Source organism: Rhodococcus sp. 14-2470-1a, from assembly GCF_002259425.1.
Lineage (GTDB): Bacteria > Actinomycetota > Actinomycetes > Mycobacteriales > Mycobacteriaceae > Rhodococcoides > Rhodococcoides fascians_E.
This window is the reverse complement of sequence record NZ_NPFZ01000024.1, coordinates 161066-186543: the sequence shown is the minus strand read 5'-3', so window position 1 is coordinate 186543 and position 25478 is coordinate 161066. Positions and strand designations below refer to the sequence as shown.

The 25478-nt window shown below is 65.8% G+C and carries 24 protein-coding genes and 1 tRNA gene; 8 read left to right on the top strand and 17 right to left on the bottom strand.

The annotated features are described in order from the left end of the window. The first annotated feature begins 201 nt into the window (after positions 1 to 201). On the top strand, positions 202 to 1392 hold the full coding sequence (locus CH292_RS12240) for an ATP-binding protein (protein WP_019666979.1): 1191 nt from the start codon (positions 202 to 204) through the stop codon (positions 1390 to 1392). Between the two features lie 10 nt (positions 1393 to 1402). On the opposite strand, the gene CH292_RS12235 is transcribed toward CH292_RS12240, so the two are convergent. Then, entirely contained in the window at positions 1403 to 2521 is a 1119-nt protein-coding gene (locus CH292_RS12235) for an alkane 1-monooxygenase (RefSeq protein ID WP_094626553.1), read from the bottom strand. Positions 2522 to 2671: 150 nt separating this feature from the next. On the opposite strand from CH292_RS12235, the gene CH292_RS12230 reads away from it, so the two are divergent. Both CH292_RS12230 and CH292_RS12225 read left to right on the top strand, forming a co-directional pair. Continuing rightward, positions 2672 to 3544 (top strand): alpha/beta hydrolase, encoded by an 873-nt coding sequence (locus CH292_RS12230; RefSeq protein WP_037140009.1) that lies wholly within the window; start codon positions 2672 to 2674, stop codon positions 3542 to 3544. 56 nt (positions 3545 to 3600) lie between these two features. Continuing rightward, positions 3601 to 4464 (top strand): patatin-like phospholipase family protein, encoded by an 864-nt coding sequence (locus tag CH292_RS12225; RefSeq protein WP_256978118.1) that lies wholly within the window; start codon positions 3601 to 3603, stop codon positions 4462 to 4464. Positions 4465 to 4486: 22 nt separating this feature from the next. On the opposite strand, the gene CH292_RS12220 is transcribed toward CH292_RS12225, so the two are convergent. Together CH292_RS12220 and CH292_RS12215 are read right to left on the bottom strand one after the other, a co-directional pair. Continuing rightward, positions 4487 to 5434 carry an amidohydrolase family protein gene (locus tag CH292_RS12220; RefSeq protein ID WP_179277959.1) on the bottom strand — a complete coding sequence of 316 codons (948 nt, stop codon included), beginning with the start codon at positions 5432 to 5434 and terminating at the stop codon, positions 4487 to 4489. After that, positions 5421 to 6101 (bottom strand): dienelactone hydrolase family protein, encoded by a 681-nt coding sequence (locus CH292_RS12215; RefSeq protein ID WP_094654844.1) that lies wholly within the window; start codon positions 6099 to 6101, stop codon positions 5421 to 5423. The genes CH292_RS12220 and CH292_RS12215 overlap by 14 nt, the downstream gene beginning before the upstream one ends. A gap of 94 nt (positions 6102 to 6195) precedes the next feature. On the opposite strand from CH292_RS12215, the gene CH292_RS12210 reads away from it, so the two are divergent. Then, positions 6196 to 7185, top strand: a complete 990-nt coding sequence (locus CH292_RS12210) for an NADPH:quinone oxidoreductase family protein (protein ID WP_179277958.1) — start codon at positions 6196 to 6198, stop codon at positions 7183 to 7185. Positions 7186 to 7204: 19 nt separating this feature from the next. Here CH292_RS12210 and CH292_RS12205 read toward each other — a convergent pair whose 3' ends face one another. Both CH292_RS12205 and CH292_RS12200 read right to left on the bottom strand, forming a co-directional pair. Continuing rightward, on the bottom strand, positions 7205 to 8557 hold the full coding sequence (locus tag CH292_RS12205; RefSeq protein WP_094654842.1) for an AarF/ABC1/UbiB kinase family protein: 1353 nt from the start codon (positions 8555 to 8557) through the stop codon (positions 7205 to 7207). Further along, positions 8554 to 9102, bottom strand: coding sequence for a TetR/AcrR family transcriptional regulator (locus tag CH292_RS12200; RefSeq protein ID WP_020112458.1), 549 nt, complete (start codon positions 9100 to 9102; stop codon positions 8554 to 8556). Before CH292_RS12200 ends, CH292_RS12205 begins: the two co-directional genes overlap by 4 nt. A 23-nt stretch (positions 9103 to 9125) precedes the next feature. Here CH292_RS12200 and CH292_RS12195 point away from each other — a divergent pair, with 23 nt between their 5' ends. Together CH292_RS12195 and CH292_RS12190 are read left to right on the top strand one after the other, a co-directional pair. Next, positions 9126 to 10037 carry a DUF998 domain-containing protein gene (locus CH292_RS12195; protein WP_094654841.1) on the top strand — a complete coding sequence of 304 codons (912 nt, stop codon included), beginning with the start codon at positions 9126 to 9128 and terminating at the stop codon, positions 10035 to 10037. A gap of 9 nt (positions 10038 to 10046) precedes the next feature. Then, entirely contained in the window at positions 10047 to 10406 is a 360-nt protein-coding gene (locus CH292_RS12190; RefSeq protein ID WP_019666969.1) for a helix-turn-helix domain-containing protein, read from the top strand. Between the two features lie 26 nt (positions 10407 to 10432). Here CH292_RS12190 and CH292_RS12185 read toward each other — a convergent pair whose 3' ends face one another. Together CH292_RS12185 and CH292_RS12180 are read right to left on the bottom strand one after the other, a co-directional pair. Beyond that, entirely contained in the window at positions 10433 to 11023 is a 591-nt protein-coding gene (locus tag CH292_RS12185; RefSeq protein WP_020112455.1) for a ClpP family protease, read from the bottom strand. Further along, entirely contained in the window at positions 11020 to 11664 is a 645-nt protein-coding gene (locus tag CH292_RS12180) for a ClpP family protease (protein WP_094654840.1), read from the bottom strand. Before CH292_RS12180 ends, CH292_RS12185 begins: the two co-directional genes overlap by 4 nt. 160 nt (positions 11665 to 11824) lie before the next feature. Here CH292_RS12180 and CH292_RS12175 point away from each other — a divergent pair. Continuing rightward, a tRNA-Met gene (locus CH292_RS12175) sits at positions 11825 to 11898 on the top strand. Between the two features lie 63 nt (positions 11899 to 11961). Here CH292_RS12175 and CH292_RS12170 read toward each other — a convergent pair. From CH292_RS12170 to CH292_RS12145, 5 genes are all read right to left on the bottom strand, one after another. Further along, positions 11962 to 12594: an LON peptidase substrate-binding domain-containing protein gene (locus tag CH292_RS12170; RefSeq protein ID WP_094654839.1), complete on the bottom strand. Its 633-nt coding sequence runs from the start codon at positions 12592 to 12594 to the stop codon at positions 11962 to 11964. Between the two features lie 2 nt (positions 12595 to 12596). Next, positions 12597 to 13514, bottom strand: a complete 918-nt coding sequence (locus CH292_RS12165; RefSeq protein ID WP_051127775.1) for an alpha/beta fold hydrolase — start codon at positions 13512 to 13514, stop codon at positions 12597 to 12599. 272 nt (positions 13515 to 13786) lie between these two features. Next, entirely contained in the window at positions 13787 to 16378 is a 2592-nt protein-coding gene (locus CH292_RS12155) for an alpha/beta fold hydrolase (RefSeq protein ID WP_094654838.1), read from the bottom strand. Between the two features lie 157 nt (positions 16379 to 16535). Next, complete coding sequence (locus CH292_RS12150) at positions 16536 to 19043, bottom strand: ABC transporter permease (protein ID WP_094654977.1); 2508 nt, start codon at positions 19041 to 19043, stop codon at positions 16536 to 16538. A gap of 20 nt (positions 19044 to 19063) precedes the next feature. Continuing rightward, positions 19064 to 19927: an ABC transporter ATP-binding protein gene (locus tag CH292_RS12145; RefSeq protein WP_256978065.1), complete on the bottom strand. Its 864-nt coding sequence runs from the start codon at positions 19925 to 19927 to the stop codon at positions 19064 to 19066. Between the two features lie 71 nt (positions 19928 to 19998). Between CH292_RS12145 and CH292_RS12140 the strand changes: the two genes are divergently transcribed. Further along, a complete protein-coding gene (locus CH292_RS12140; protein WP_019666961.1) occupies positions 19999 to 20763 on the top strand; it encodes a deoxyribonuclease IV in 765 nt (254 codons plus the stop codon). 3 nt (positions 20764 to 20766) lie between these two features. Here CH292_RS12140 and CH292_RS12135 read toward each other — a convergent pair whose 3' ends face one another. From CH292_RS12135 to CH292_RS12115, 5 genes are all read right to left on the bottom strand, one after another. After that, entirely contained in the window at positions 20767 to 21420 is a 654-nt protein-coding gene (locus CH292_RS12135; protein ID WP_033189029.1) for a hypothetical protein, read from the bottom strand. Positions 21421 to 21515: 95 nt separating this feature from the next. After that, positions 21516 to 21986 (bottom strand): DUF309 domain-containing protein, encoded by a 471-nt coding sequence (locus CH292_RS12130; protein WP_037159054.1) that lies wholly within the window; start codon positions 21984 to 21986, stop codon positions 21516 to 21518. Positions 21987 to 21993: 7 nt separating this feature from the next. After that, positions 21994 to 23349 carry a multidrug effflux MFS transporter gene (locus CH292_RS12125; RefSeq protein WP_094654837.1) on the bottom strand — a complete coding sequence of 452 codons (1356 nt, stop codon included), beginning with the start codon at positions 23347 to 23349 and terminating at the stop codon, positions 21994 to 21996. A gap of 104 nt (positions 23350 to 23453) precedes the next feature. Continuing rightward, positions 23454 to 24395 carry an aldo/keto reductase gene (locus CH292_RS12120; RefSeq protein WP_037139995.1) on the bottom strand — a complete coding sequence of 314 codons (942 nt, stop codon included), beginning with the start codon at positions 24393 to 24395 and terminating at the stop codon, positions 23454 to 23456. A gap of 98 nt (positions 24396 to 24493) precedes the next feature. Continuing rightward, positions 24494 to 25450, bottom strand: a complete 957-nt coding sequence (locus tag CH292_RS12115) for a DNA-3-methyladenine glycosylase (RefSeq protein ID WP_371828037.1) — start codon at positions 25448 to 25450, stop codon at positions 24494 to 24496. Positions 25451 to 25478 lie beyond the last annotated feature (28 nt).

Below are 25478 nucleotides of genomic sequence, written 5' to 3'. Positions count from 1 at the left end.
GTACTACGAGAAACTTCTGCACGAGTGTCAAAGTACTCTCGCCTGCCCGTGCAGAGCAAGAATTCGGTCGTCTAACGGTGTCTAGCGGCCAGCCGATAGTGCCCGATACGGCGCGATGAAGTTGCTAGGCCTCGATAACACTCTCTAGGACACGGCCTAGATGTACCCATAAAGTGCAATCCCACTTGTTACTTTGACCCCATGGACCCCGTGCGTAACCCCTACGCTCCCGGCGCAGGTCAACGTCCGCCCGAACTCGCCGGGCGAAAGAAGCAACTCGACGCCTTCGACGTCGTACTCGAGCGCATCACCCGTGGCCGTCCGGAGCGAAGCGTCGTACTGACGGGTCTGCGAGGCGTCGGGAAAACGGTATTGCTGAATCACTTGCGTTCGGCGGCCGTCGCGCGAGGATGGGGCACCGGCAAGATCGAAGCGCGGCCGGACCAGGAGCTGCGACGGCCACTGTCGTCGGCACTACACATGGCCGTCCGAGGAATCGCCGCGTCGCACCGGGATCCCGAGCGCGTCGACGAGTTTCTCGGAGTGCTCAAGGCGTTCGCGCTCCGAGCGTCGGCGGACAAGGGCATGCGCGAGCGTTGGCAGCCCGGCATCGACGTTCCGGCGAAGACCGGACGAGCCGACTCGGGTGACATCGAGATCGACTTGGTCGAACTGCTGCTCGACGCGTCGGCGCTGGCCGGGGACGTCGGCGTAGGCATCGCCATCTTCATCGACGAAATGCAGGATCTCGGGCCTGCCGACATCTCGGCGCTGTGCGCGGCCTGCCACGAGCTGAGTCAGGACGCGGCGCCGCTGATCATCGTCGGCGCAGGGCTGCCGCATCTGCCTGCAGTCCTCTCCGCGTCGAAGAGCTATTCGGAGCGGCTGTTCAGCTATCACCGCATCGGCAGGCTGGAACGGACCGCGGCTGATCTTGCGCTGATCGCTCCTGCGGATCGCGAGGACGTCGAGTTCACCACCGAGGCACTCGACGCGCTGTACGACGCCGCGGACGGATACCCGTACTTCGTGCAGGCGTACGGCAAGGCGACGTGGGATCTCGCGGCCGAAACACCGATCACCGCCGAGGACGTTCGTGTCGCGGCGCCGACCGCGGAGGAAGAGCTGGCGGTCGGATTCTTCGGTTCGCGGTACGAGCGGGCAACCCCAGCGGAGCGCGAGTACATGCGCGCGATGGCCGATCTTTCGGGCGACGATGCGTCGGTGCCGACATCCGCGGTGGCCACCGAGCTGGGCCGCAAGCCCGCGTCGTTGTCCCCCGCACGGGACGGGCTCATCAAGAAGGGCCTGATTTACTCCGCCGAGCGGGGAACCATCGCCTTCACGGTCCCCCACTTCGGGCGGTACCTCCGGGCGCAGACAGACGACTAGGGCACTCCACTCACAAGGAATTGATGCGCGACATGTCCCCGTCGTAGTAGTCGATCAGCCTCTGATCCATCACCTTTCGCCACAGCGGAGGCACGAGTGCGCAGAAGATCATCACTGCGTACCCGGCTGGGAGCTGCGGGGAATCGTCCATGCTGCGCAGGGATTGGTACCGCCGCACCGGGTTGGCGTGGTGGTCGCTGTGCCGCTGGAGGTGGTACAGAAACAGGTTGCTCCACAGGTGATCGCTGTTCCAGCTGTGGGTGTGGTTGGTGCGCTCGTACCGCCCGCGCTTCGTCTTCTGCCGCAGCAGCCCGTAGTGCTCCAGGTAGTTCGCGGCCTCGAAGAGAATCACCGCGATCACTGCCTGCAGCACCAGGTACGGCGCCACGATCCAGCCGAAGCCTGCGATCAGAGCCGCGAACAACACGACCGAGATGGCCGCCGCGTTGAACAGGTGATTGTGTGCGGTCCAGCGTGACTTGCCGATGCGATGGAGCCGTCGCTGCTCGAGCTCCCAGGCGGAGACGATGCCGCCGATCATGCTCCGCGGAAGAAACCTCCAGAAGCTTTCGCCGTACTTGGCCGACGCAGGATCCTCCGGCGTCGCGACGCGTACGTGGTGACCGTGGTTGTGCTCGACGTAGAAGTGCCCGTAGAACGACTGCGCCAATGTCACCTTGGACATCCAGCGCTCGACGTTCTCACGTTTGTGGCCGAGCTCGTGGGCGGCGTTGATTCCGACTCCGCCGACGATTCCGATGGTGATCGCCAACCCGATGCGCTCCGGTACTCCGAGAGGTCCGTGCGCCCACAGGTAGCAGGCCAGGACGAGTCCGGCGTACTGCAGCGGAATCAGCAGATACAGGCACCAGCGGTAGTACTTGTCCTTCTCGAGTGCCTCGGCGGCTTCGACGGGCGGGTTACGACGGTCGACGCCGGAGAAGGCGTCGACGAGCGGGATGACGATGCCCATGATCACCAGGCCCAGCAGCCAGAACGCGCCGGGACCGAGCCAGCTGACCAGGCCCCAGGCCATGAACGGGCTGAGCGGGATCACGAGACCGAGAGGCCACAGGTATCTCTTGGGATCGCGCCACGTGAGCGGCACGCTCGGAGTCGGCTGGGTCATGAGGGTCGTATACCCCCTCTCGAAAAAACGACCGCAAGAAATTTACTCTGACTAAAGGTAACAGTTATTTTCGGGCAAAGATGCTCACGACTGTTCTTCGAACCCGCCACGTGATCGGATGGGCCCACACCCGACGTGAGGAGCACCACTGTGGACAGAGCCGAGTTCTCGCTCGTTGGCCGGCACGGAACCGACATCGTGTACGACGTCTGGACGCCCGATGCCGAGATCACCGGGCTGGTGGTGTTGTCCCACGGACTGGGTGAGCATGCCCGACGCTACGACCACGTTGCCGCCGTCCTCGGCGACCTCGGTCTGGTCGTGTACGCGATCGACCACCGAGGGCACGGGCGGTCGGGTGGCAAACGGCTCGAGTCCAAGAGCTGGTCGGACTACGTGAGCGACCTGCACGAGCTGTTCCGCATCGCCCGCGCCGCGCACCCGAACACCAAGACCTTCCTGCTCGGGCACAGCATGGGCGGCGCTATCGCGCTGTCGTACGCACTCGAGCATCAAGCCGAGCTCGACGGTCTGATGCTGTCCGGACCGGCCGTGGTGCTCGGTGACGGAACACCCAAGATCCTCGTCCCGATCGGAAAGATTCTCGGCAGAATCGCGCCTTCCGTTCCGGTTCAGGCACTCGACTCGGCCGACGTCTCGCGCGACCCCGCCGTCGTCGCCGCGTACGACGCGGATCCTCTCGTGCATCACGGGAAGGTTCCTGCCGGGTTGGCCAGCCACCTCGTCGGCGCGATGGACAGTTTCCCGGCGGCTCTGCCGTCGTTGACGCTGCCGGTGCTGCTGCAGCACGGCAGCGAGGACAAGCTCGCCGACGTGGCAGGCAGCCGGATGATCGCCGAGAGAGCCGGCTCCACCGACCTCACCCTCGAGGTGTACGACGGCTTGTTCCACGAGGTCTTCAACGAACCCGAACGTGAGCAGGTCCTCGCCGATCTGGTCGCTTGGCTGGCTCCGCGGGTGAATCGACAGTCTGGCTCCGCGAGTGAGTCGACACCGAGGTAGTAGGTTCTGTGCCTGGGGCTCGAAGAACGTAGCCGGGGATGTTCGTATCGAAGGGGATGAATGTGTCGCGCACAGCGTTGGTTCTCGGCGGCGGTGGGGTCGCCGGAATCGCATGGCAGACGGGACTGCTTCACGGACTGGCCCACGCCGGCGTCGACGTGACCGGCCCCGACTGGTCGGACATGCTGCTCGGCACCTCGGCGGGCGCAGCCGTCGCAGCCCAGGTCAGCAGTGGTGTGTCGCTCGCGGACCTCTACGACAAGCAGGTTCGGCCCGAATTGCAGATCGACGAGCCGCGCCCGAACGTGTCGATCGATTCGTTGAACGAGCTGCTCGACACGGCAGCCGAGCGGGCCGCCGGCGACCGTCAGCGCTTCGCCCGCTACGTCGGTACCGCCGCACTGGCGGCGTCGACACCGTCCGAAGCCGAACGGCGTGCGGTGATCGCACACCGGCTGCCGTCGCACGAGTGGCCGGACCGCGATCTCAGGGTCGTGGCGGTGGACGCGGAGTCGGGCCGACACCGCGTGCTGAACCGTGATTCCGGAGTGCGATTGGTCGACGCTGTCGCGGCCAGCTGCGCCATCCCGGGAATGTGGCCACCGGTGACGATAGGCGTGCACCGTTATGTCGACGGAGGCGTTCGATCCAGCGAGAACGCCGACCTCGCAGTCGGTTTCGCGAAAGTCCTGATCCTGCAGGTCGGCGTCATCGATGCCGGGCAGGATCCGTCGGCGGCCGAGCGTGAACGCTTGATCGCGGGAGGTTCGAGCGTCGAGGTCATCCGGCCCGACGCCGAAACCCTGTCCGTCATCGGACCCGACCCCACGGACCCGGCTGTGCGTTCTGCAGCCGCCGAGGCGGGCTTCCGTCAAGGCAGTGCGGCCAGCGAGGCGCTTCGCAGTTTCAAGCGGGCCTGACCTTCGGTTCAGGTGCTTCGGCTCAGGCGTCGTGCAGTCCGAAGAGGGTTGCGCCGTTGTGGTAGCAGACATCTCGAACCCAGTCGTCGCCCAGATCGAGTCGACGGACGGCCCCCAGCGCATCGAGATACGGGTACGGGATGTTGGGAAAGTCGCTTCCGAACAAGATGCGGTCCTGCAGATCCAGTAGACGCGATCTCTCGGCGACCGGAAACGGCCACGCCGACTCGGAGAAATCGGTGAAGGACATGGTGGTGTCCAGCCGTACCTCCTGGTGAAGCGTCGCGAGATCGAGGAATTCGGTGTACTCGGGCATGCCCATGTGCGCGATGATCAACGGCAAGCGCGGAAAGCGTCGAAGCAGTGCCGCGATCGGCTCAGGCCCGGTGTGATCGCCGGGTGCAGGGCCGGAACCGCAGTGGATGACGACGGGTATCGCCGCATCCTCGATGGCGCCCCATACGGGATCCAGCATCGAATCGCCGGGAGAGTAGTTCCCGACCTGGATGTGCGACTTGAAGATTCGGGTCCCGGAGGCAATCGCGTCGGCGACATACCGTCCCGCGTCGGGCTCGGGATAGAACGTTGCCGTCCGAAGGCAATCCGGTGTGCGTTGCGCAAAATCTGCACCCCACGAATTCAGCCACGCGGCCATCCCCGGCTTGTGCGGATAGATCATCGACGTGAAACCGCGTACGCCGAACTCGCGCAGCCGGTTCAGCCGCACCTCCTCGTCCTCGCGGTAGGTGATCGGCCAGTCCATGCCCACGAGCGGCCCCGCACTGTCGAAGTACGCCCACACCTTGTCCATGACGTTCTTCGGCATGAAGTGGGTGTGGACGTCGAACAGCCCCGGAAGTTCGAGCTCCTGCCAGAACGCTCGGACCTGCTCCGTCTCGTCCGTTCCTGGTTCGTCCGTTCCTGGTTCGTCCGTTCCTCGTTCGGTCGAGCTCGGTTCAGTGGGCGACATGGCCGTCGAACCAGTCGAGAGTGCGGACCCAGGCGTCGGCGGCGGCGTCGGGGTTGTAGACCGCGGGCCGGTCGTTGCAGTTGAAGCCGTGCCGGCCTTCTGCATAGCGAGTGATCTCGGTCGACACAGGGGCCGTTGCTGCGGCGGCACGCAGTTGTTCCACCTGTTCGACGGGAATGCCGGTGTCCAGGCCGCCGAAGAAACCGTGCCACGGTGTCTGGAGTGCGTCGGCGACGGACAGCATTGTCGGATAACCGAAGCGGGCTTTGTCGATACCGCCGCCGTAGTAGGTGGCGGCTGCGCCGAGCGTGCGTCGAACAGCGGTGTGGAAGGCAACCGATCCGCCCATGCAGAACCCGATGATCGCGGACTGGGCCGGTTCGAAGCCTCGGGCGGCGATGTCACCGAGGGCCGCGTCGACGTCGGCATCGACCTCGGTGGCCTGCAGCGCGCCGATGGACGCCATCGCCGAGTCCATGTCGGTGTAATCGTGAATCTGCTTGTCCTGGCGGTGGAAGAGATGGGGTGCGACGGCTACCCAGCCGGCGTCGGCGAGGCGCCGGCAGATGTCGACGATGTGGGTGGTCACTCCGAAGGCTTCCTGGACGACGACGATGCCTCCGCGCGCCGGCCCGGACGGTGTTTCGACGGTGAGGGGGGTACTCATGAGTCGATTCGATCACATCGACTTGTACGGTGGGATCGAGGTACGTAGATCGTCGGCATTCCCCCTGGCAGCAGATCTTCCGAGAGGACAGCACATGCGCGCGGTACACATCACGAGTCTCGACGGCCCGGAATCGGTGCAGATCGTCGACATCGACGAACCCGCGGTTCGCGACGACGCGTTGGTGATCGACGTCGAGGCGGCGGGCGTCGCGTACCCGGATGCGCTGCTGACCAGGGGGCTGTACCAGTACAAGCCGGAACTACCGTTCGTTCCCGGCAGCGAGATCGCCGGGATCGTGCGCTCGGCGCCGGAGGGATCGGGGTTCGCCCCTGGCGACCGTGTCGCCGCGCTGACCGGACTGTCCGACGGTATGGCGGAGGTCGCCGTCGTCTCGCCCGACACCGTGTTTCCACTACCCGACGCCGTGTCGCTCACGGCAGGGGCGGGTGTGCTCTTCAACGACCTGACGGTGCACTTCGCGCTTCGCGAACGAGGGCGATTGGCCGAGGGCGAGACCGTGCTGGTGCACGGCGCTGCAGGCGGTATCGGAACGTCTGCGCTGCGGTTGGCGCCGGTACTCGGAGCGTCGCGCGTGATCGCGGTCGTCAGCACCGAGGCAAAGGGTGAGATCGCGAGGGCTGCAGGCGCCACCGACGTCGTGCTCACCGCGGACGCGGACGGAACAGGATGGAAGGACGCCGTCAAGAAGCTGACCGACGGCAGAGGCGTCGACCTCGTCGTCGATCCTGTCGGCGGTGATCGGTTCACCGACAGCATCAGGAGTTTGGCGCCGTCGGGACGCATCCTGGTGCTCGGTTTCACGGGCGGCGAGATCCCGACAGTGAAGGTGAATCGCCTGTTGCTCAACAACGTCGACGTCGTCGGTGTCGGTTGGGGCGCATGGTGGATGACGCGGCCGGGGTACCTCGCGACTCAGTGGGCGGAGCTGGAACCGCTGCTGGCGTCGGGAGAACTGACCGCCCCGGAGCCGACGGTGTTCTCGATCGACAAGGCATCCGATGCCATACTGTCACTCGAAAATCGCACCGCCGCAGGAAAAGTGGTTCTACAACTGAAGTAGCCGGCAGTTCCACTCCGGTTCAATCGGGAAGTTCCACTCCGCGTGCTGTGGACAACGCAGCGATCTCCGCGGGGAAGACGTTCTTGAAGACGAACGGGTCGGTCCCGAGCGCCCAGTTCGGGGCCAGTTCGATCGCGTACCGCTCGAAATATCCGAGTTGCTTGCCGACGAGAATGAGTTCCTCGGGACTCGACGTTCGGTACTGCTTGCCCATTCCGACGAGAGCCTTGATGAAATCGGTCAGGCTGAAGTGCGCCAACGTGTCCGACAGCATCGGTGCGAACACGGCCTGAAGGATGAGTCCGACCTCGGCGTCGGTGCCCACGTCGTCGGTGACGATGCCGAGACGCTTGACGCTGCCCGCGAGGCGGGTGAAATCGCCGTCGACGACAGTGGCGTGGAACAAGTCCTGCAGGAGCATCCGCCACTGTTCGTCGAGTTCGCCCATCACGCCGAAGTCGAGGAAGGACACGCGTCCGTCGTCGAGCACCCAGACGTTGCCCGCATGGACGTCGCCGTGGAAGAGGCCGTGCAGCACAAGCGCTTCCATCCACACCTTCGCGGCTCGCCGGACGACGAGTTCCGACGCGTCGCCCGGCGTGCACTGGTCGAGCGGTGAACCGTGCATTCGTTCCATGCAGATCACGCGGCTGCCGCAGTATTCGGTGAACACCTCTGGCGCGGTGACGTACTCGTTGTCGCCGAACGCGGAGATCGATTCGCGGAAGCGTGCTTGCCTGCGCGCTTCGACCACACTGTCCAACTCGGCGAATGTGGCGGCGTGGAGGTCGACGATGATCGCGGATGCGTTGGCGGTCTTGAAGAACACGATGAACTTCTCGAGCGCCCGGGCGAAGATGTAGGCGATGCGCAGGTCCACCTTCATGCGGTGGTAGATACCCCGGCGCTGGACCTTCATGATCACTTCGCGGCCGTCGCGCAGGACGCACAGATGCACCTGCGCGACCGATGCAGAGGACAGCGGGACGTCGTCGAAGCGGCTGAACAGTTCCGCCGTCGGCCGTCCCAGGTCGGACTCGATGGTGGCGCGGGCCTGCGCACCCGGGTAGGGCGGGACCTCGTCGAGACATCGGAGGCAGGTGTCGGCCAGGACCTTGGGAAACAGTCCCGGGGACGAGCCCATCAACTGCCCGACCTTGACGAACGTCGGTCCCAGGACGAAGAAGGCGTCGACGACGCCCTCCGAGGCGTGAAGCGGCCAACCGCGACGCGGTGCGATCGCCCACTTTCCGACAGCCAGCACCTGATAGAACACCAGGACCGCGCCGATGACGAGCAGGCGCAGAAATTCGCGAACTCCGAATGTGCGCAGCGGCGGAGCAGGTCTGGTGGTGATGGGTCCGGTGGTCATCGCGCCATCTCCAGCGAGCCCGTGCCGAGCGCGGCGGTCTCCAGGCGGGACATGAGACGCTCGAAGCTACGGGTGTCGCCGGACGTGCGGGAGAGCACCAACGCTCCCTGTATCCCGGCGACGATCTCCTCCGCCAAACCCTGGGCGTCGTCGCCGTGTCCGAGTTGCCGCAGCACCGGCGTCAGCGCGTCGATCCAATCGCTGAAGTACTTGGCGACGCGGGAGCCGAAGAGTGCCCGCTCCTCACCGAGCGAGAACGCCGCGAACAAGCAGACCCGACGGCCTGACTGGAAGTACTTCGAGGTCTGCGCAAACATGTCGTGGGAGCGCGCGCGGGCGTCCGTCGCGGCACGCAGCGGTGCGAACACGTTGCTCTGGAACCACCGCTCGACCTCGTCGAGAACTGCCTCCGCCATCTCGGTCTTTCCGCGGGGAAAGAAGTGGTACAGGCTGCCCTTGCCGAGCCCGGTTCGCTTGCTGATCACCGACAGCGAGGACCCGTTCCAGCCCAGGTCTCCGAAGACACCTGCCAGGACGGGCACCACGTCCCGCCTGTCGGCGGTGGTTCGTGACGCTGCTGTTCGTGACGCTGCTCTTCGTGACGCTGCTGTTCGTGGCACAGTTGCTCCTCGAGGGGGTGCTCCCGCGCCGCGCTGCGTGGGAACGACCCCGACTGTACCTACCGGTACAGGCTGTTCACCCGGACCCCTTGGTTCCGGATCGTTCGTACAGGGAGACAGTCATCGGGACACTGCGTACTGCCTGGGCACGCGGCGCATCGGTAGGTCGACGATGCCGCATTGCCGGCGCTCTGTTCGGAGTGGCCGGTGTGCAATATCTGCTCGCGGAGGCGGCTACAGCTCTCCGGTTCGACGGCTACAGCCCACTGCACGACACCGTCAGCGAGCTCGGGGTGCCGGAGGTGTCCGAGTGGCACGGACTGATGAACGCCTCGTTCTGCGTGTCCGCGGCGTCGGTGCTCACGGCGGGACTCGTCGCGGCTCCCCTGCTGAGAAGGGGACGGGCGCAGCTGATGCGTGGCAGTGTCCTCGCCTACGCGGTCGGGAGTGTGCTGGTTGCCGTGGTGCACACGGGCGAGGGCAACCTGCACACCCTGGGGGCGGTTCTGGCCATCGGCGCAGGAAACGTCATCGCCCTCACTGTCGGTTCGGCACGGACTGTCGGTTCGGCACGGACTGTCGGTTCGGCACGGACTGTCGGTTCCGATGCGACGAGATTCCCGCGCTGGTACTCGCGCGCTTCCGTCGGGCTGGGGACGGTGGGGTTCGCGGCGTCGGCGTTGCTCCTCACGGGTATCGGGCCGGTCGGCGCGGTGGAGCGTGGCTCGATCTACACCTTCGTGGCGTGGGAGCTCATGACCGCGGCGACAGTATGGCGACGACCAGGACGGACGGGACCGATTTCTGCCGACAGCAGAATAGGTTCGGAAGATCGAGCGAAGGGTCCACACAGCTCCTAGCCTGGCTGCATGGCAGACGAACGAGCTATCGCGAAGGTTCTCCCGCTGCGCCCCGCCGCAGGTCGTACGCCGCCCGGCCCCGAACCGCTGGTCCGTGAGGGTATGGGCCGGGTTCTGCGTCGAATCCGCACGGAACAGGGCCGCACTTTGCAGGAGGTCTCGTCCGAGGCGCGGGTGTCGATGCCCTACCTCTCCGAGGTCGAGCGGGGACGAAAGGAAGCGTCGTCCGAGGTGCTCTCGGCTCTGTGCGGCGCGCTGGAGATCGCCCCGTCTCGCCTGCTGATGTTGACCGGGCGAGAACTCGCTGGAACGAACTCCGTCCAACGAGTCTCGCGCGGTCCCGCTCCCGTCACCATGCTGGCCGCCTGACCGGGGCGGAGTGGTCTGCAGCGCAGTCAGTTCCGATTGGTCGCGATCAGGTCTGCCAACCCGTAATCGACTGCCTCGGTGGCGGTGTAGATCCGATCGCGGTCGGTGTCGAGCCGTAGTGTCTCGGGTTTCTGACCGGTGTGATGGGCGAGGATCTTCTCCATCTCCGAGCGCACGCGCACTATCTCGTCGCGTTGCAGCGTGAGATCGGAGATGGTTCCCTCACCTCCACCTGACGGCTGGTGAAGCAGAATCCTGGCGTGGTTCAGCATGATTCGCTTACCTGGTGCTCCCGACGCCATCAGCACTCCCGCGGCCGACGCTGCCTGCCCGACGCAGAAGGTGGACACGTCGGGTTTGATGTATTCCATCGTGTCGTAGATGGCGGTCATCGCGGTGAACGATCCGCCGGGTGAATTGATGTACAAGCTGATGTCGGCATCGGGGTTGTCCGATTCGAGGTGGAAGAGCTGCGCGATGACGACGTTCGCGACGCCGTCGTCGATCTCGGTTCCGAGGAAGATGACGCGTTCGGACAGGAGTCGGCTGTAGATGTCGTAGGCGCGCTCGCCGCTGTGAGTCCGTTCGACGACGGTGGGGATCGTGTACTGGCTCATGATTGCTCGACTCCCAGTCCTACCTTGTGGTGCGGTGCCGATGGTCGTATGTCGTCGAGGGTGGTGACGATGTGGTCGATGAGGCCGTAGTCCCGAGCCTGCCCGGCCGTGAACCAACGGTCGCGTTCGCTGTCCGCCGTCACCGTGGACACGTCGTGGCCGGAGTGTTCGGCATTGAGGCTGTGCATCAATGCTTTCGTGTATTCGAGGTTCTGCGCCTGGATCTCGATGTCGACGGCGGTGCCGCGGATGCCTGCGGACGGCTGGTGCATCATCACGCGGGCGTGCGGGAGGCTGTAGCGTTTTCCCTTGGTGCCCGCGGTGAGCAGGAACTGGCCCATGCTGGCGGCGAAACCCATTGCGAGGGTGGATACGTCGTTGGGTATGAGCCGCATGGTGTCCATGATCGCGAGGCCCGCGCTCACCGAACCTCCAGGTGAGTTGATGTAGAGGCTGATATCGCGGCGAGAGTCGTTGGCGGACAGGAGGAGCAGCTGCGCGCAGATCCGGCCGGCGATGGCGTCGTCGACGGCGGCCCCCAGTACGACGATGCGTTGATCGAGCAGTCGGGACGCCAGTTGGTCGTCGAACGGTGACACCGCGGCGGTGTCGCGTTCGTTCATGGTGGTGTACATGTGCATTCCTCACTCGTGAGTGTCGTCGGTCCCCATCAGGCTGCGCGGTGGGTCGGCGGGAAGAAAGGATTCTCTGCTCCGAGCAGAGATCGCTGTGGGCATAATGCGTCTGACCAGGCGATTGGGTGTTCGGGCCCGTGGAGAGGTACGGTAGTGAAGCACCCGACGCGGGGTGGAGCAGCTCGGTAGCTCGCTGGGCTCATAACCCAGAGGTCGCAGGTTCAAATCCTGTCCCCGCTACTGAAAGAAGAACCCCCAGAAAGCACTGCTTCCCGGGGGTTCTTCCTTTGTGCGCTGAATGTGCTACTGCAGTCGAAACCGGACTATGTCGCTGACGTTGTCGATGGCGTCGGTCAGGGCCTGCAGTCGATCCGACGCGCCGAGTGCCTCGAGGACGTCCTGGCGGTCGGATTGGCCCATGGGAACCTGTGCGGCGAGGCGGAACAGGCGTTCCCCCGACGCGGCGGGAAGCTCGGAGAATTCGGGATCGTCCGGCGGCGTCGAGCCTTCCGCTTCGGCGAGAGTGCCGATCAGTCGATACAGCGCCCTGATCTGCTCCTGGAGTTCGGCGAACTCGGATTCGGCGACCGAATCCTCGGGATGATCGGGCCACGGCCGTACGTCGGCACGAGGGTACGGGTCGTCCTCGAGCCAGGCGTCGACTCGGATTCTTTCCCCTCCTACGCATTCCACGAGAAAGCGGCCGTCGCCGATGTCCTGGTGCGCGACGATGTGCGCCCTGGTGGCGACATCGTGCCGAACGTCTCCGCCCCCGGCCTCGTGGCCGCGGGCGATGAGCACCACCCCGAAGCTCGGGTCCTCGGTAGCGAGGCAGTCTCGCAGCATCTCCTGGTAGCGCGGTTCGAAGATGTGCAGAGGAAGCGGCTCACCCGGGAGCAGAACGCTTCCCAGGGGAAACATCGGAATCACTGCCACGGTCAGTCCGACGAGGCCGGCCGCGTCGACTGCGGAATCGGTGCGAGCTCGGACACCGCTGCCGTGCCGAGGAACTGGTCGAGCACCCGGAAGAACAGATCGGGCTCGTCCAGTTGTGGGAAATGCCCTGCATCGGAGAAGATCTCGACGCGCGAGTTCGGAACCTCGCGTCGAATGTTGTCCGCGTGCGACGCTGGGATCATGCGATCCTTCCCGCCCCAGACCAGGAGCGAGGGCAGCGATTCGAACTTCTCGAAATGCTGCTTGGCGCTGACGGTTTGACCGCGTGGACCGACGACGGCGCGGGTCGACGCCAGGAAAGCGGAGCGGGAGCCGTGGTCCGCCACCGTCTTGAACGCGCGCCACGTCTCGGTGGTGCTCTTACCGGGACGCACAGGCAGCCCCCATTTACCGAGCTGAGTCACCACGTTCTCGGTGTTCCTACGGACCCAGTCCGACGCCAACACCGGCAGCACCAGTTCGCTGCCCGGCAGAGTCGCAGCCTTCAGGAACAAGCTGACTTCGCGTCCGAGGCCGCCACTGCTGACGAGGGCGATCCGCTCCACGCGCTCGGGGAACAGGTAGACGGTCTGCATGACGATTCCGCCGCCGAGCGAATGCCCCACCATCGGTGCCGAACGAATGTCGAGGTGGTCCAGTAGATCGCGGATGGTCGCCGAGTGCGCACTGAGCGAGTAGTCGCCGGGTGGCTTGTCCGAGTCGCCGTGGCCGAACAGGTCCGGTGCGATGACGCGGTACTTCTCCGACAGCCGCTCGATCTGACCTGCCCAGGACTCGTGCGAGCCGAGAAGGCCGTGAACTAGGACCACAGGTGGACCGTCCCCGGCGTCGACGTACCGCAGGGTGTCCCGATGGAACTCGACCGACTCGAGCTCGTAGGGCGACGTTCGGTCTGGCATCGATCCTCCTCGCGCAGTGACTCTGGTCGTTCCGCCGGCTCCACTCCTGCCGACTCTGGTCGTTCCGCCGGCTCCACTCCTGCCGACTCTGGTCGTTCCGCCGGCTCCACTCCTGCCGACTTGGGTCGTTCCGCCGGCGGCTTCGATGCCCAACGTACGCGGATCGGCGTCCTCGGGACAGTCGATGCCCCGGTGAGCAGCGATGGAGGCCGTCAGTGACCGTGAGGCGGCACGACGAGAGGAGTGTCGTCGTTCCGGGTCGAGGTGCTGCACTAGTGGATGATTCCCTCGGTTGCTCGGCGTAGTTCGTGGTCGAGGATTCGAGCGACGTCCTCGGCGACCGGTTCGCGGACCATGTCGACGTGGCGGCCGTCGACATGTGTGATGGACAGGTCACCGGTGGCTATCGCGGCCCACGACCGGCGATCGTCGGTGTTCTCCGCCGTGACGATGACGCTGACCGGCCCGTTCCATGGCTTCGGACGATGGAAGCGCAGAGCGAGCGAGCCGATCGCCGCGAATGCCAGCCACCTCTCGGTCGTCGAATAACGTGCGATGCCCGCGGTGACCACCCGCGCTGCGATACCGACGCGGGTTGCGACGGTGATCTTCGGCGACGCGGCTGCACCTACGCCCGCCGGTGCAGCTTCGAGGGAGCTTCCGCCAGGAAAGCGGTCGAGCAGATGGCGGTACAGGCGGGGGTCCAGGAGAGTCAACCGCGCCACCGATCCGCCGCCGGCCCGAAGCTGGTGTGCCATCTCGAGTGCGATCCATCCGCCGAGCGAGTGCCCGGCGAGAAGGTACGGGCCCGTCGGCTGGATTCGCGTGATCTCTCGTACGTAGGTGCGGGCTGCGGCGCGGATGGTGCGGTCGGGAAGTGCCCGGGTGTCCATTCCCTTGGCCTGGATCACGTAGACGGGACGGTCCGGATCGAGCCGCCGAGCAAGCGCGGCCAGACCGACGGCGGGCACCCCACCACCTGCGACGACGAAGAGAGGCGTGAGCGCACCCGCGGTGCGCAGTGGCACCGCGATCGACTCGGCTCTGGAACGGGCCGAGTTGTTGTCGATGGACGCGAGCTTGGTGTCCACGATCGAGGCCAGACGGCGGACGCTCATGGCCCCGACCAGTTCCTCCGCCGACAGCACGATGTGGAAGGCGCGCGCGACCCCCACCGAGATACGAGTCAGAGCAAGCGACGTAGCGCCCATGGCGGTGAAGTCGGTGGTGGACCCGATGTCGTCGATCCCGTCGACCTCGTCCCGAAGGGCATCGTGGACGATGTTGGCGATCCACATCTCCGTCGCGCCGCGCGGCGCTTCCGTCACCGTGGCGGACTCCAGGTCTGCACCCTGCTCCGGCAGCCGCTGCCGGTCCACTTTGCCGCGTTCGTTGCGTTCGATCGTGTGTGTGCGCGTGATGTTCCGGGGAACCATCCACGTGGGGAGCTGGTCCTGAATGCGCGCCCGGACGTAGGCACTGTCCCGTGTGTCGCTGACGAAGAACGCATCGAGGTGAGGTTCGTCGTCGGTCGAGCGGGGAACGATCGCCACGTCTCGGACGCCGTCGAGTCCGCGGATTGCTGCTTCCACCTCGGCGGGTTCGACGAGGTATCCGCGGATCTTGACGGCGTCGTCGGCTCGGCCGAGCAGGTGCAACTGTCCGGTCTCGTCGAATCGGCCGAGATCGCCGGTTGCGTAGCGCATGAGCGGCCCGTCGCTCGCGAAGCGGGATTCCGTCAGGTCCGGGAGACCGAGGTAGCCGTCGGACAGGCATTCCGCGGAGACGCGGATCTCCCCGGCCACTCCGGCCGGTGCGAGCGTGCCCGCCGGGTCGACGACGTCGACGATCTTGCCCTTCGGAAGGGTCGTCGCGGTGAGGAAGCCCGACGGCAGGGGGTGGTCCGATCGGTACTCGCCGTACGCCACGCCGCCTGCTTCCGTGGTTGCGTACCAGTTGACGAAGGTGGCGCCGCTGCCGAGTGCGCTACGGAATCCGATGACGTCCCGCGAGTGCAGGGCTTCGCCGTAGGTGGTCACGACGCGCAGCGACGGCACGGCGTTGTCCGGGAGCGGGACGATGGCGTCGGACGGGCTTTCCCCTGCTCCCCCTCGGAAGCTCCGTACCAGCGACGGTGAGCAGTGCAACGTCGTCAACGACGACCGTTCGATCCACTCGGTCAAGGTGGTGGGCAGGACGGTGCGTGGGTCCGTGCAGTAGACCGTCGCACCGCTGAGGATGCCGGCGAACAACGTGTTCAGGCCCGCGCCGAAGCTGACCGGCAGGGCGTTGCCGACGCGATCGCGGGAGGACAGGCCGAGTGCCGAGCTGACCTCGTACGCCTTGGTCAGGCACATGCGGTGGCTCAGCAGCACGCCTTTGGCGGCACCGGTGGAGCCCGAGGTGTATGCGATCAATGCCGTCCGGCTGCCGGTGAGGGAGGGCAGCGGCATCGCGGAATCCTGCGTGGTCGCCAGGTCCGCCCGCTCGAGGCGGAGCGCCGCTGCCGACTCCACGATGCGATCCGCGCGGTTGGCCGGCAGGTTGGAATCCAACGGAACCAGAGCGTGGCCCGACGCCATCACCGCGAGCATCGTGGCGATCGACTCCGACGTGGAGGCGGCCTCGACGGCGATCGGGCGAGGATCGTCCCCTGCGAGCTGCGCGATCTTCCTCGCCGACGCATAGGTGCGGTGCAGGAGTTGGTCGAACGTGACCGCCCCGTCCTCGGTGTGGACGGCGACGGCGTCGGGCACCGCGTGAGCGACCTCGCAGAGTCGGTCGAGAAGGGTGTCCCTGGTGCCGGGTTTGCACAGCGGTGCGAGCGGCGCGTGGGCGGGCGCTTCCAGCTTGTGCACCGACATGGTTGCTCCTCGAGTACGGCGTTCCTTGCGATCGCTCTACCGGGAAACCACCCTGAAAACAATCGTAAAGTCTGTTTTACTCCGTACAAGGTAACTCTGCGGTCCTTTTGGCTGCAACTTTTCGTTCGATCGACCGACGAGGCCGCCACGACCCGTCTCATGGTTCCGTGATTGCCTCCAGAGGTCGGGTGCGGGCGGCGCGCACCGCCGGCCAGAGTGCCGCGAGGACTCCGACGACGGCCGAGCCGAACAGCATGGCCACTATCTGGCCCCACGGAACGGTCAGGAGACCGAGACCTTCGTCGCGCAGAGTTCTGACGAATCCCCATCCGAAGGCCACTCCGAGGCCGAGACCGACGATGGCCCCGAAGAGCGCGATGAGCAGCGACTCCAGATAGATCGTGCGCCTGACCTGGGGGCGCTGCATGCCGACGGCCCGGAGCATTCCGATTTCACGGCGTCGTTCTACGACCGACAGAGCGAGAGTGTTGACGATTCCCAGCACGGAGATGACGACGGCGAGCGCGAGCAGCCCGTAGAGGACGGCGAGCAGTGTGTCGATCTGCTGGCCCTGCGACCCCTTGAATTCGTCGCGATCCTGGACCTGAACGACTACGAACGGCTTGGTGGCGGCTTCCAGGTCGGTCCTGAGCACGTTCAGGTCGGTTCCCGGAGCGGCGCCGACGAGCACGACGATGTCCGACCGGACGATGCTCGGAGTCACCTTCTGGTAGACGTCGTTCGAGATCATCCACTGCCCTACCAGCGGGTTGTCCTCGTAGACGGAGGTGACCGTGACGGGAACCTGCTGCCCGTCGACCGACGTCATGTTCACGATCGAGCCGAGCGCCCACCCCTCGTCGCGCGACGCGGAGGACGACACTGCGATGCTGTCGCCTTGCAGCTCCGGCGACCCGGCGACGACGACGCTGTCGAACAATCCTTCCGGGCTCCCTTCGAGCGCGACGCCGAAGGCGGGCTCGTCGTCGATGTCCACCGACACCGGGTGAAGTACGGCGACGCGGTCGACCCCGTTCACTTCCCGGGCGGCTGCGGCGGCTCCCGTCGGGATTCCGATCGACGGTGGGCCGCTGAAGATGTAGTCGGCTTCGATTCCGTTGTCGACCAGGGCGTCGACGCTCGCTTTGGCGGTCGAGCCGAGGACGCCGATGACCGACACCAGCATCAGCCCGAGCATGAGAGCGAAGGCAGTGGCGGCCGTACGCCGGGGATTGCGGACCGAGTTGGTTCGGGCCAGGCGTCCGATCGGGCCGAACGGCCGCGTCAGAACCGAACCGAGGGCACCGACGACCGGCCGGGACAGTGACGGTGCCGCCAGCGCGACGGCGACGATCACGGCCACGGCACCTGCGCCGACGGTCGCTGCGGCAGCGCCGCCGGTGGATTGCGCTCCGATGACGACGGCAGCGGCGCCGATCGCGCCGATCACGACGCCGATCCAGGTGCGCACGCGCAGACTGTCACCGGCGGAGGCGAACTCCTCGCGCATCGCCGCGATGGGTGGCACCTTGGCGGCACGACGAGCGGGTGCGTATGCGCTGAGCACGGTGACGACGATGCCGACGGCGAAAGCGACGACGACGGTTCGAGGTTCGAGTGCCAGTGCCCCCGAGGGCAATCCGAGGTCGAACGCGTTGAGCAGTGCGCGCAGGCCGTAGGCGAGACCGATACCGCCCGCGAAGCCGATCGCGCTGCCGATGACACCGACGACGAGAGCTTCCAGCACCACGGAGCGGCTGACCTGGCCGCGGCTGGCGCCGATCGCGCGGAGCAGAGCGAGCTCGCGAACGCGCTGGGCGACGATCATCGAGAAGGTGTTGTAGATGATGAACGTGCCCACGAGCAATGCGATCGCGCCGAATGCGAGCAGGAAGTAGTTCACGAAGGACAGGGCTTGTTCGATCTCGGCCTGTGCTTCGTCCCGGACGTCGTCCGCGGTCTGCACCTTCGAGTCGGGTAGGGCGGCGGCGATCTCGTCCCGAAGCTCCGTCTGCGACACGCCTGTTCCGGCGATGTCGTAGTACTGCACGTGCTCGCCGTCGGAGAACAATTCGTCGGCCTGGCCCTCGGTGAACTGGATGCCGATGTACCCGCCGGATTCGACGGCGGTGTCGTAGATCCCGGTCACGGTGACGTCCACGGTGCCTTTCGACGGCACGAGAACCTGCGTGGTGTCACCCACGCCGAGCCCGGAGCGCGTGGCACCGCCCTCGTTGATGACGACGTCGCCCGGTGCCGTGGGCGCTGAACCTGCGATGAACACCGCGTCCTCGTCCAGTCGCCGCTCGGGCGGTAGGTACGCCTCGCCGATAGTCGGCGCGCCACCGGTCTGCACGGCAGCGCCCGAGGAATCCAGTACGACGATCTGACCGCTGACATACGGTGCGACGGCACGAACGTCGGGTAGGGACGAGATGACGTCGGCTGCGGAGACAGGGACGCCGCTCGAGCGTGCGTCCTCGGCACTGACACGGACGTCGGCGCCCTGGGCGGTGTCGGAGAAGATCGACGAGAACGTTCGTTGCAGTGTGTCGGTGAACACGAAAGACCCTGCAACGAAGGCGGTTCCGAGCACGACGGACAGGACGGTCAGTGCGAGTCTGACCTTGTGGGCGGCGAGATTGCGCAGTGAGACCTTGCGCATGGGATTGGTCGAAGGCATGGTCAGGCCGTTTCCAGACGCTTCATGCGGTCGAGCACGTTCTCGGCGGTCGGGTTCGCGAGGTGATCGATGACCGAACCGTCGGCGAGGAACACGACCCGGTCGGCGTAACTGGCGGCGCGGGGATCGTGCGTGACGATCACGACGGTCTGGTCGAACTCGTCGGCGGCAGCGCGGAGGATGCTCAGCACCTCACCGGACGAGCGGGAATCGAGGTTGCCGGTCGGTTCGTCGCCGAAGACGATATCGGGTCGTCCGGCGAGTGCACGTGCGCACGCGACGCGTTGCTGCTGGCCACCGGACAGTTCGCTCGGCCGGTGGCCGAGACGGTCACGTAGGCCGAGTCGGTCGACGACGGTGTCGAGCCACTGCGGGTCGGCCTTGCGCCCCGCGATGTCCAGCGGCAACGTGATGTTCTCCAACGCCGTCAGCGTGGGCACGAGGTTGAACGACTGGAACACGAAACCGATTCTGTCCCTGCGCAGTCCGGTCATCTGCTTGTCGTCGAGATTGGTCAGCTCGGTGTCACCGATCGTGACCGTTCCCGAGGTGGCCGTGTCGAGACCTGCGAGGCAGTGCATCAGCGTCGACTTGCCCGACCCCGACGGGCCCATGATCGCCGTGAACTCGCCGCGGGCGAACTCCACCGTCACGTCCCGCAGCGCATGGACCTGAGTGTCGCCGGAACCGTAGGTCTTGGTGAGGGCGCTCGCCCGGGCGGCAGGAGTGGAGCCTGCGGAACGACCCGGGTGGCCAGGAGTGGAGCCTGCGGAACGACCCGGGTGGCCAGGAGTGGAGCCTGCGGAACGACCCGGGTGGCCAGGAGTGGAGCCTGCGGAACGACCTGAGGGTCCTGTGTCAGTCATGGCATCAGTGTTTCAGTGTTTTCTGCATTTCCATATCGGGGAGACCACCCATCCGCCCCTAGTATGGAGAGATGCGCATCGGAGCACACGTTCGCGACAGTGCCGACCCGCTCGGTTCTGCGGCAAGCCTCGGGGTCGATTTCGTTCAGATGTTTCTGACCGACCCGCAGAAGTGGAACAAGCTGACACCGCATCCGCAGGGTGAGGAGTTGAAGGCGAGTGACGTCGACGTCGTCGTACACAGTTCGTACGTTCTCAACGTCGCCAGTCTGAACAACCGGATCCGCATTCCGTCGCGTAAAGCGGTGATCGAGCAGGCGTCCGCTGCGGCCGACATCGGCGCCATCGGATTGGTCGTCCACGGCGGACATGTCCGCGACGGTGAGGACACCGCCAAAGGATTCGAGAACTGGCGCAAGCTTTTCGAGCGTCAGGCCGACGACGGTGGTTTCGCGGTGCCGATCTTCATCGAGAACACTGCCGGCGGGGATTTTGCGATGGCCAGGCATTTCGACGACATCTCTCGTCTGTGGGATGCCGTCGGTGAATTCGGTGCAGGTTTCTGCCTCGACACGTGCCATGCGTGGGCGGGTGGGGAGGAATTGGTCGGTGTGGTCGATCGGATCAAGGCCATCACCGGACGAATCGACCTGGTGCACCTGAACAATTCACGCGACGAGTTCGATTCCGCTCGTGACCGCCATGCGAATCTTGCCGACGGAACCATCGACGCCGACGTTCTGGTCGCGGTCGCGGAGGCATCGGGTGCGCCGGTGATCCTGGAAACTCCAGCGGAGGGACTCGCGGCCGACGTGCAGTACCTGAAGTCGCTCTGAGGTTCAGGACCGAACGAACGCCGAGACGGTCTTCTCCCAGAACCTCTCGAAGTCGTCGACGTCCGCGCGAGTGAAAACTCGGCTGTTCCAGCGGAACTCGGCGTCGACCATGACCACTCCGTCGAGTTCGGACACGCTGCACGTGACCGAGAGGTTGTGGCGAAGGGGATCGTCGTCGCCGGGCGCGGTGATCGCGGCGGCGTCGGGCTCGAACGAGAACGCGATCTGCGCGCCGTGCTTGCGGGCGAGGGCGGGGGCTCGCTTCGCGGTGACGTAACCTGCGCCGCCGTCCGGGACGGCGGCGATGCGGCGTCGAACTTCGGTGAGAATCGTGCTCGGCGCACCGGTCACCGGGAGCCGAACCGGGTACCGGGCATGGTCCTGCCCCACGGTGCTGCACGGAAGATCCACGAGAACTCCGGACGAGGAGCAGCGGCACCGGTCGCTCTGCCACGCGCCGACGGTGGCGGCGAGGACGGCCAGGAGCGTCGCGGACGTCGGGTGCTCCGGCGCGGCCCATTGCGTGTGCGTCTCGGTGACGACGGACGAGAAGACGGTGTCGATTCGTTCGTCGGTACGCCTGCTGCCGAAGGTGCGTTCCTCGGGCGTGAGGACGGCGACCCAGTACGGAGCCTCCACTGCAGATTGCCCGAGCATGCCGACACCACCTCGAAGTTTCCGTCTTACTGTCGCAAGCCTTACCTAACCTTGCGCCACTGTAGCCAAAGCGGCGCGCATCGCCAAACGCGGGCTCAGGAGAGTAGACGAGGAACGGTGGGATCAGGCGGAAGAGCGCCGGCGTCGAGCTGGTCCTGTATGCCTTCCGACCAGCTGAGCAGCCCCGAGATGTTCAGCCCGTGCGGTGGGTCGAGTTCGTAGTCGCGGATTCGGTCGTGCCCCTGTCTCAGCAGGGACTTCGCGCCGACGACGTTGCCGCGGAGCACATGGGTCAGCCCGACGGCGAGCTGGGCGAGGCCCTGCCAGAGTCTGCGTTCCGGCTCGGGCGCGTCCTTCCACGTGCCTTCGAGGATTTCGTGAGCGTGGAACGGCATCGACGCGTCGAGCAGCTCCTGCGCTCTCGTGATGGCCTCGTCGGGAGGCAACCTCAGATCGTCGGGAATGCGTTCGACGCCGACGGCGCCCCGCGCGAGCGGCCTTCCCAGGCCGTCACGGGGGCGCCCGTTGAGCGGTTTGCCGGTGGCGTCGCGTTCACGGTCCGGCACTCGACTCTCACACCTCGCTGGTAGACGTTTCCACGGACTTCGCTCGTGCCGTCTGGGCTGCCCCCTCAGGAGACTTTCGGTCCTCGCTCGCGTGGACCGTCCGACTTGCCTGGGCTTCCGGCTCGGACCGGCGTCCGGACTGTCGTGCGGAGGTGACCGTCACGCCGATCAGGGCCAGCAGGGCGATGGCCGACACGGCAACCATCGTCAGCGATACTGCCACGTTGTCGTTGCCGAGCGCACCCACGACGGGAGCGATGATCGCACCGGAACCGAACTGTGCGGCGCCGAGGAGTGCGGCTGCCGTTCCGGCTGCTTCGCCGTGTCGCGACAGCGCGAGGGCAGGCGCGTTGGGCATCACGAAGCCGACGGCACCGAGCACGAACCACAGTGGGACGAGGAAGCCGAAGATCCCGCCGATCCCTGCAACCGCCAGGATCGTCATGACGAGAGCCGACACCACAGCTGCCGACAGTGCGCTGATCACGATGCGTACGGGAGTGAAGCGTCCGAGCAGCACGACATTCAACTGCGAGGCGCCGATCAGCGCGATCGCTCCGAGCGCGAACACGATCGCGAACTGCTGCTCGCTGAGACCGAACTCGTCCTGCAGCACGAAGGACGATCCGGCGATGTACGCGAACATTGCCGACATCGCGAGGGCGGCGACGAGGACGAGTACGACGAACTGGCCGTCGCGCAGGAGGCCGCCGTACGTGCGCACGACGGGCATGACGCCTCGGCTGCGACGACGCTCGGGCGGCAGGCTCTCGCGCAGAGCGAAGACAGCGAGAATCAGCAAGGCGACGCCGAGTACGGCGAGGACACCGAACACCCACCGCCACGTTCCGACGATGAGGATGCCGCCGCCGATCGACGGTGCAAGTACGGGTGCGACGCCCATGACCAGCATCAGACGAGACAGGACGGTTGCCGCCGCCCGACCGGTGAAGAGGTCACGAACGACTGCCATGGCGACGACCGCCGCCGCTGCCGCACCGAGTCCTTGCAGGCCACGGAACAGTCCGAGGACCGGGACGTTGGGAGCGATGACACAGAGAAGGGATGCGCCGATGTGCACCGCGGTGCCGACGATCAGCGGAAGGCGTCGCCCCACGATGTCGGAGACAGGTCCGATGACGAGCTGGCCGAGCGCGAGCCCGATCAACGTTCCGGTGAGCGTGAACTGCACGGCGGCTGCCGACGAGTTCAGATCGTCGACGATGGACGGCAGAGCGGGAAGGTACATGTCGATCGTCAATGGACCGAGCGCGATCAATGCGCCGAGCACCAGAATGATTCGCAGGCGCTCGGCGGAGGTCGGTTCTGTGGATGCCGACACGGCATCGGTTGCTTGCGTCACCCAACCGTCAGCAACCGATGCCGGCGCGTTGTTCCCGACTCTGCGGAAAAGTTCCCGGTGTGGCAGAGGTTACGTATCCGAGAAGGCCGGGAGCGGAGCCCGGCTCAGATTCGTCCGGACACCTCGGTGAGTCGTGCGATTTCGTCGGAGGCGAGCGACAGACGTGGTGCGTCGAGCAGTGCGGGTAGTTGAGAGATCTTGCTGGCGCTGGCGATCGGTGCGGTGACCGTCGGCTGTGCGAGAAGCCAGGCGAGTGCGACGGTGGAGATCTCCGCGTCGTGAGCATCGGCGATCTCGTCGAGTGCGGTCACGACGTCGAGGCCTTTGTCGGTGAAGTATCCCGTGGCGAGCCGCTCGCGTGCCTGTCCTTCCAGGTCTTCGCGAGTGCGGTACTTGCCTGTCAGGAAGCCCGCTGCGAGCGAGAAGTACGGGAAGACGCCCAGGTTGTTGTCGGTGGCGAGTGGTGCGAGTTCGCTCTCGTACTCGCGGCGCGTGACGAGGTTGTAGTGCGGCTGCAGCGCGATCGGCTTGGCGAAACCGTGCTCGTCGGCGAGCGACACCCACTCGCGGATGCGGTCGGCCGAGTAGTTCGAGATGGCGACGTACCGCACCTTCCCGTCTTTGACGAGTTGGTCGAACGCGGCGAGGGACTCGACGAGCGGGGTGGACTCGTCGTCGTAGTGGGCGTAATAGACGTCGATGTGGTCGCTCTGGAGTCGCTTCAGCGAGGCCTCGGCTGCAGCGGCGATGTTCTTCGGGGCGAGGCCCTTGAACTCGGGGTGCTGGCTCACCTTGGTGGCGATCACGACGTCGTCGCGGTTGCCGCGTGCGGCAGTCCACTTACCGATGATGGTCTCGGATTCGCCGCCCGAATTACCTTCGGCGAAGGCGGAATAGGAATCGGCGGTGTCGATGAAGTTGCCTTCACCTGCCGTGAACGCATCGAGGATCTCGAACGACGCTTTCTCGTCGCTCGTCCAACCGAACGTGTTTCCGCCGAGAGCGAGGGGGAAGATGTCGAGGTTCGAGTTTCCGATGGCAACCAAGATGACTCCTTATCTAGGCGAACTATTCCTGTGTGGCAACGCGGGGAGGTCGCCGGATTGTTCCCGCGGGGTGCTCCGGAGGCCCTTGGCTTGCGTATCTAGTGCCAGGTGTGGTCGACGAGCGGGGTGCGTGGACCGAATTTCGGTTTGATTGCCCGGCCGCTGATTTGAAGTAGCTTGACGGCACGAAAGCGATGCGGTGCAAGCGGTTTCATGTATTCGATCATTCCGGCGTCGTCGAGGGGGTGACCGAGTAGCGACCACCCGACCACAGCGGCCAAGTGGTAGTCGCCCACGGACAAGGCGTCGGGATCGCCGAAGGCACGTTGCGCGACTTCCGCTGCCGTCCAGATGCCGACGCCGGGGACAGCCCGCAGGCGACGTGTCGCATCCGCGAACGGCATCGAGGCGGCTTCTTCCATCCGGTGCGCCACCTGTGCGCATCGCACGATGGTCTTGGAGCGAGCAGGATCGACGTTGGCGAGGTGGTACTCCCACGAGGGAATGCGGCGCCAGACGTCCGGAGGGGGCGGAACGAACATCGGCTTTGGAGTCGGGCCCGGTGCGCGCTCGCCGAATTTCGTGACGAGCCTGCGCCACGACGAGAACGCGGACAGCCCGTGGACTCGCTGCTCGAGTACCGCGGGCACCAGGGCTTCCATGACGAGCCCGGTCCTGCCGAGGCGAAGGTGCGGATGCTGTCGGTGAGCTTCCTTCAGGGTCGGATGCTCCGGCGCGAAGCCCGACGAGTCGTCCTCACTGCCCAGCAGCGCGGGCAGAAATCCGGTGAACTCCTCGGCACCGGGACCCCACGCCTGGCTCCGGACGGCGGTGCGCGAGATAGGGGTGATCCTGTATGTGACCGGACCGGACGGAAGACGCGACGCTCGCCAGACGCTGCCTGCGCTGTCCCGCTCGAACGTGGGGTCTCCCTTGCCCCTGCGTAGATCCCGAAGGCACGCCATCGGGTCCAGCGGGGACGCCGACTCGAACACCGTCGAGACATCACTGTCTCCGGCGGCGGATGGAGAGCCTGGCGTGGTCTTCGGGAACATCGTGCCGCCGACTTTATCCCCTCCGACC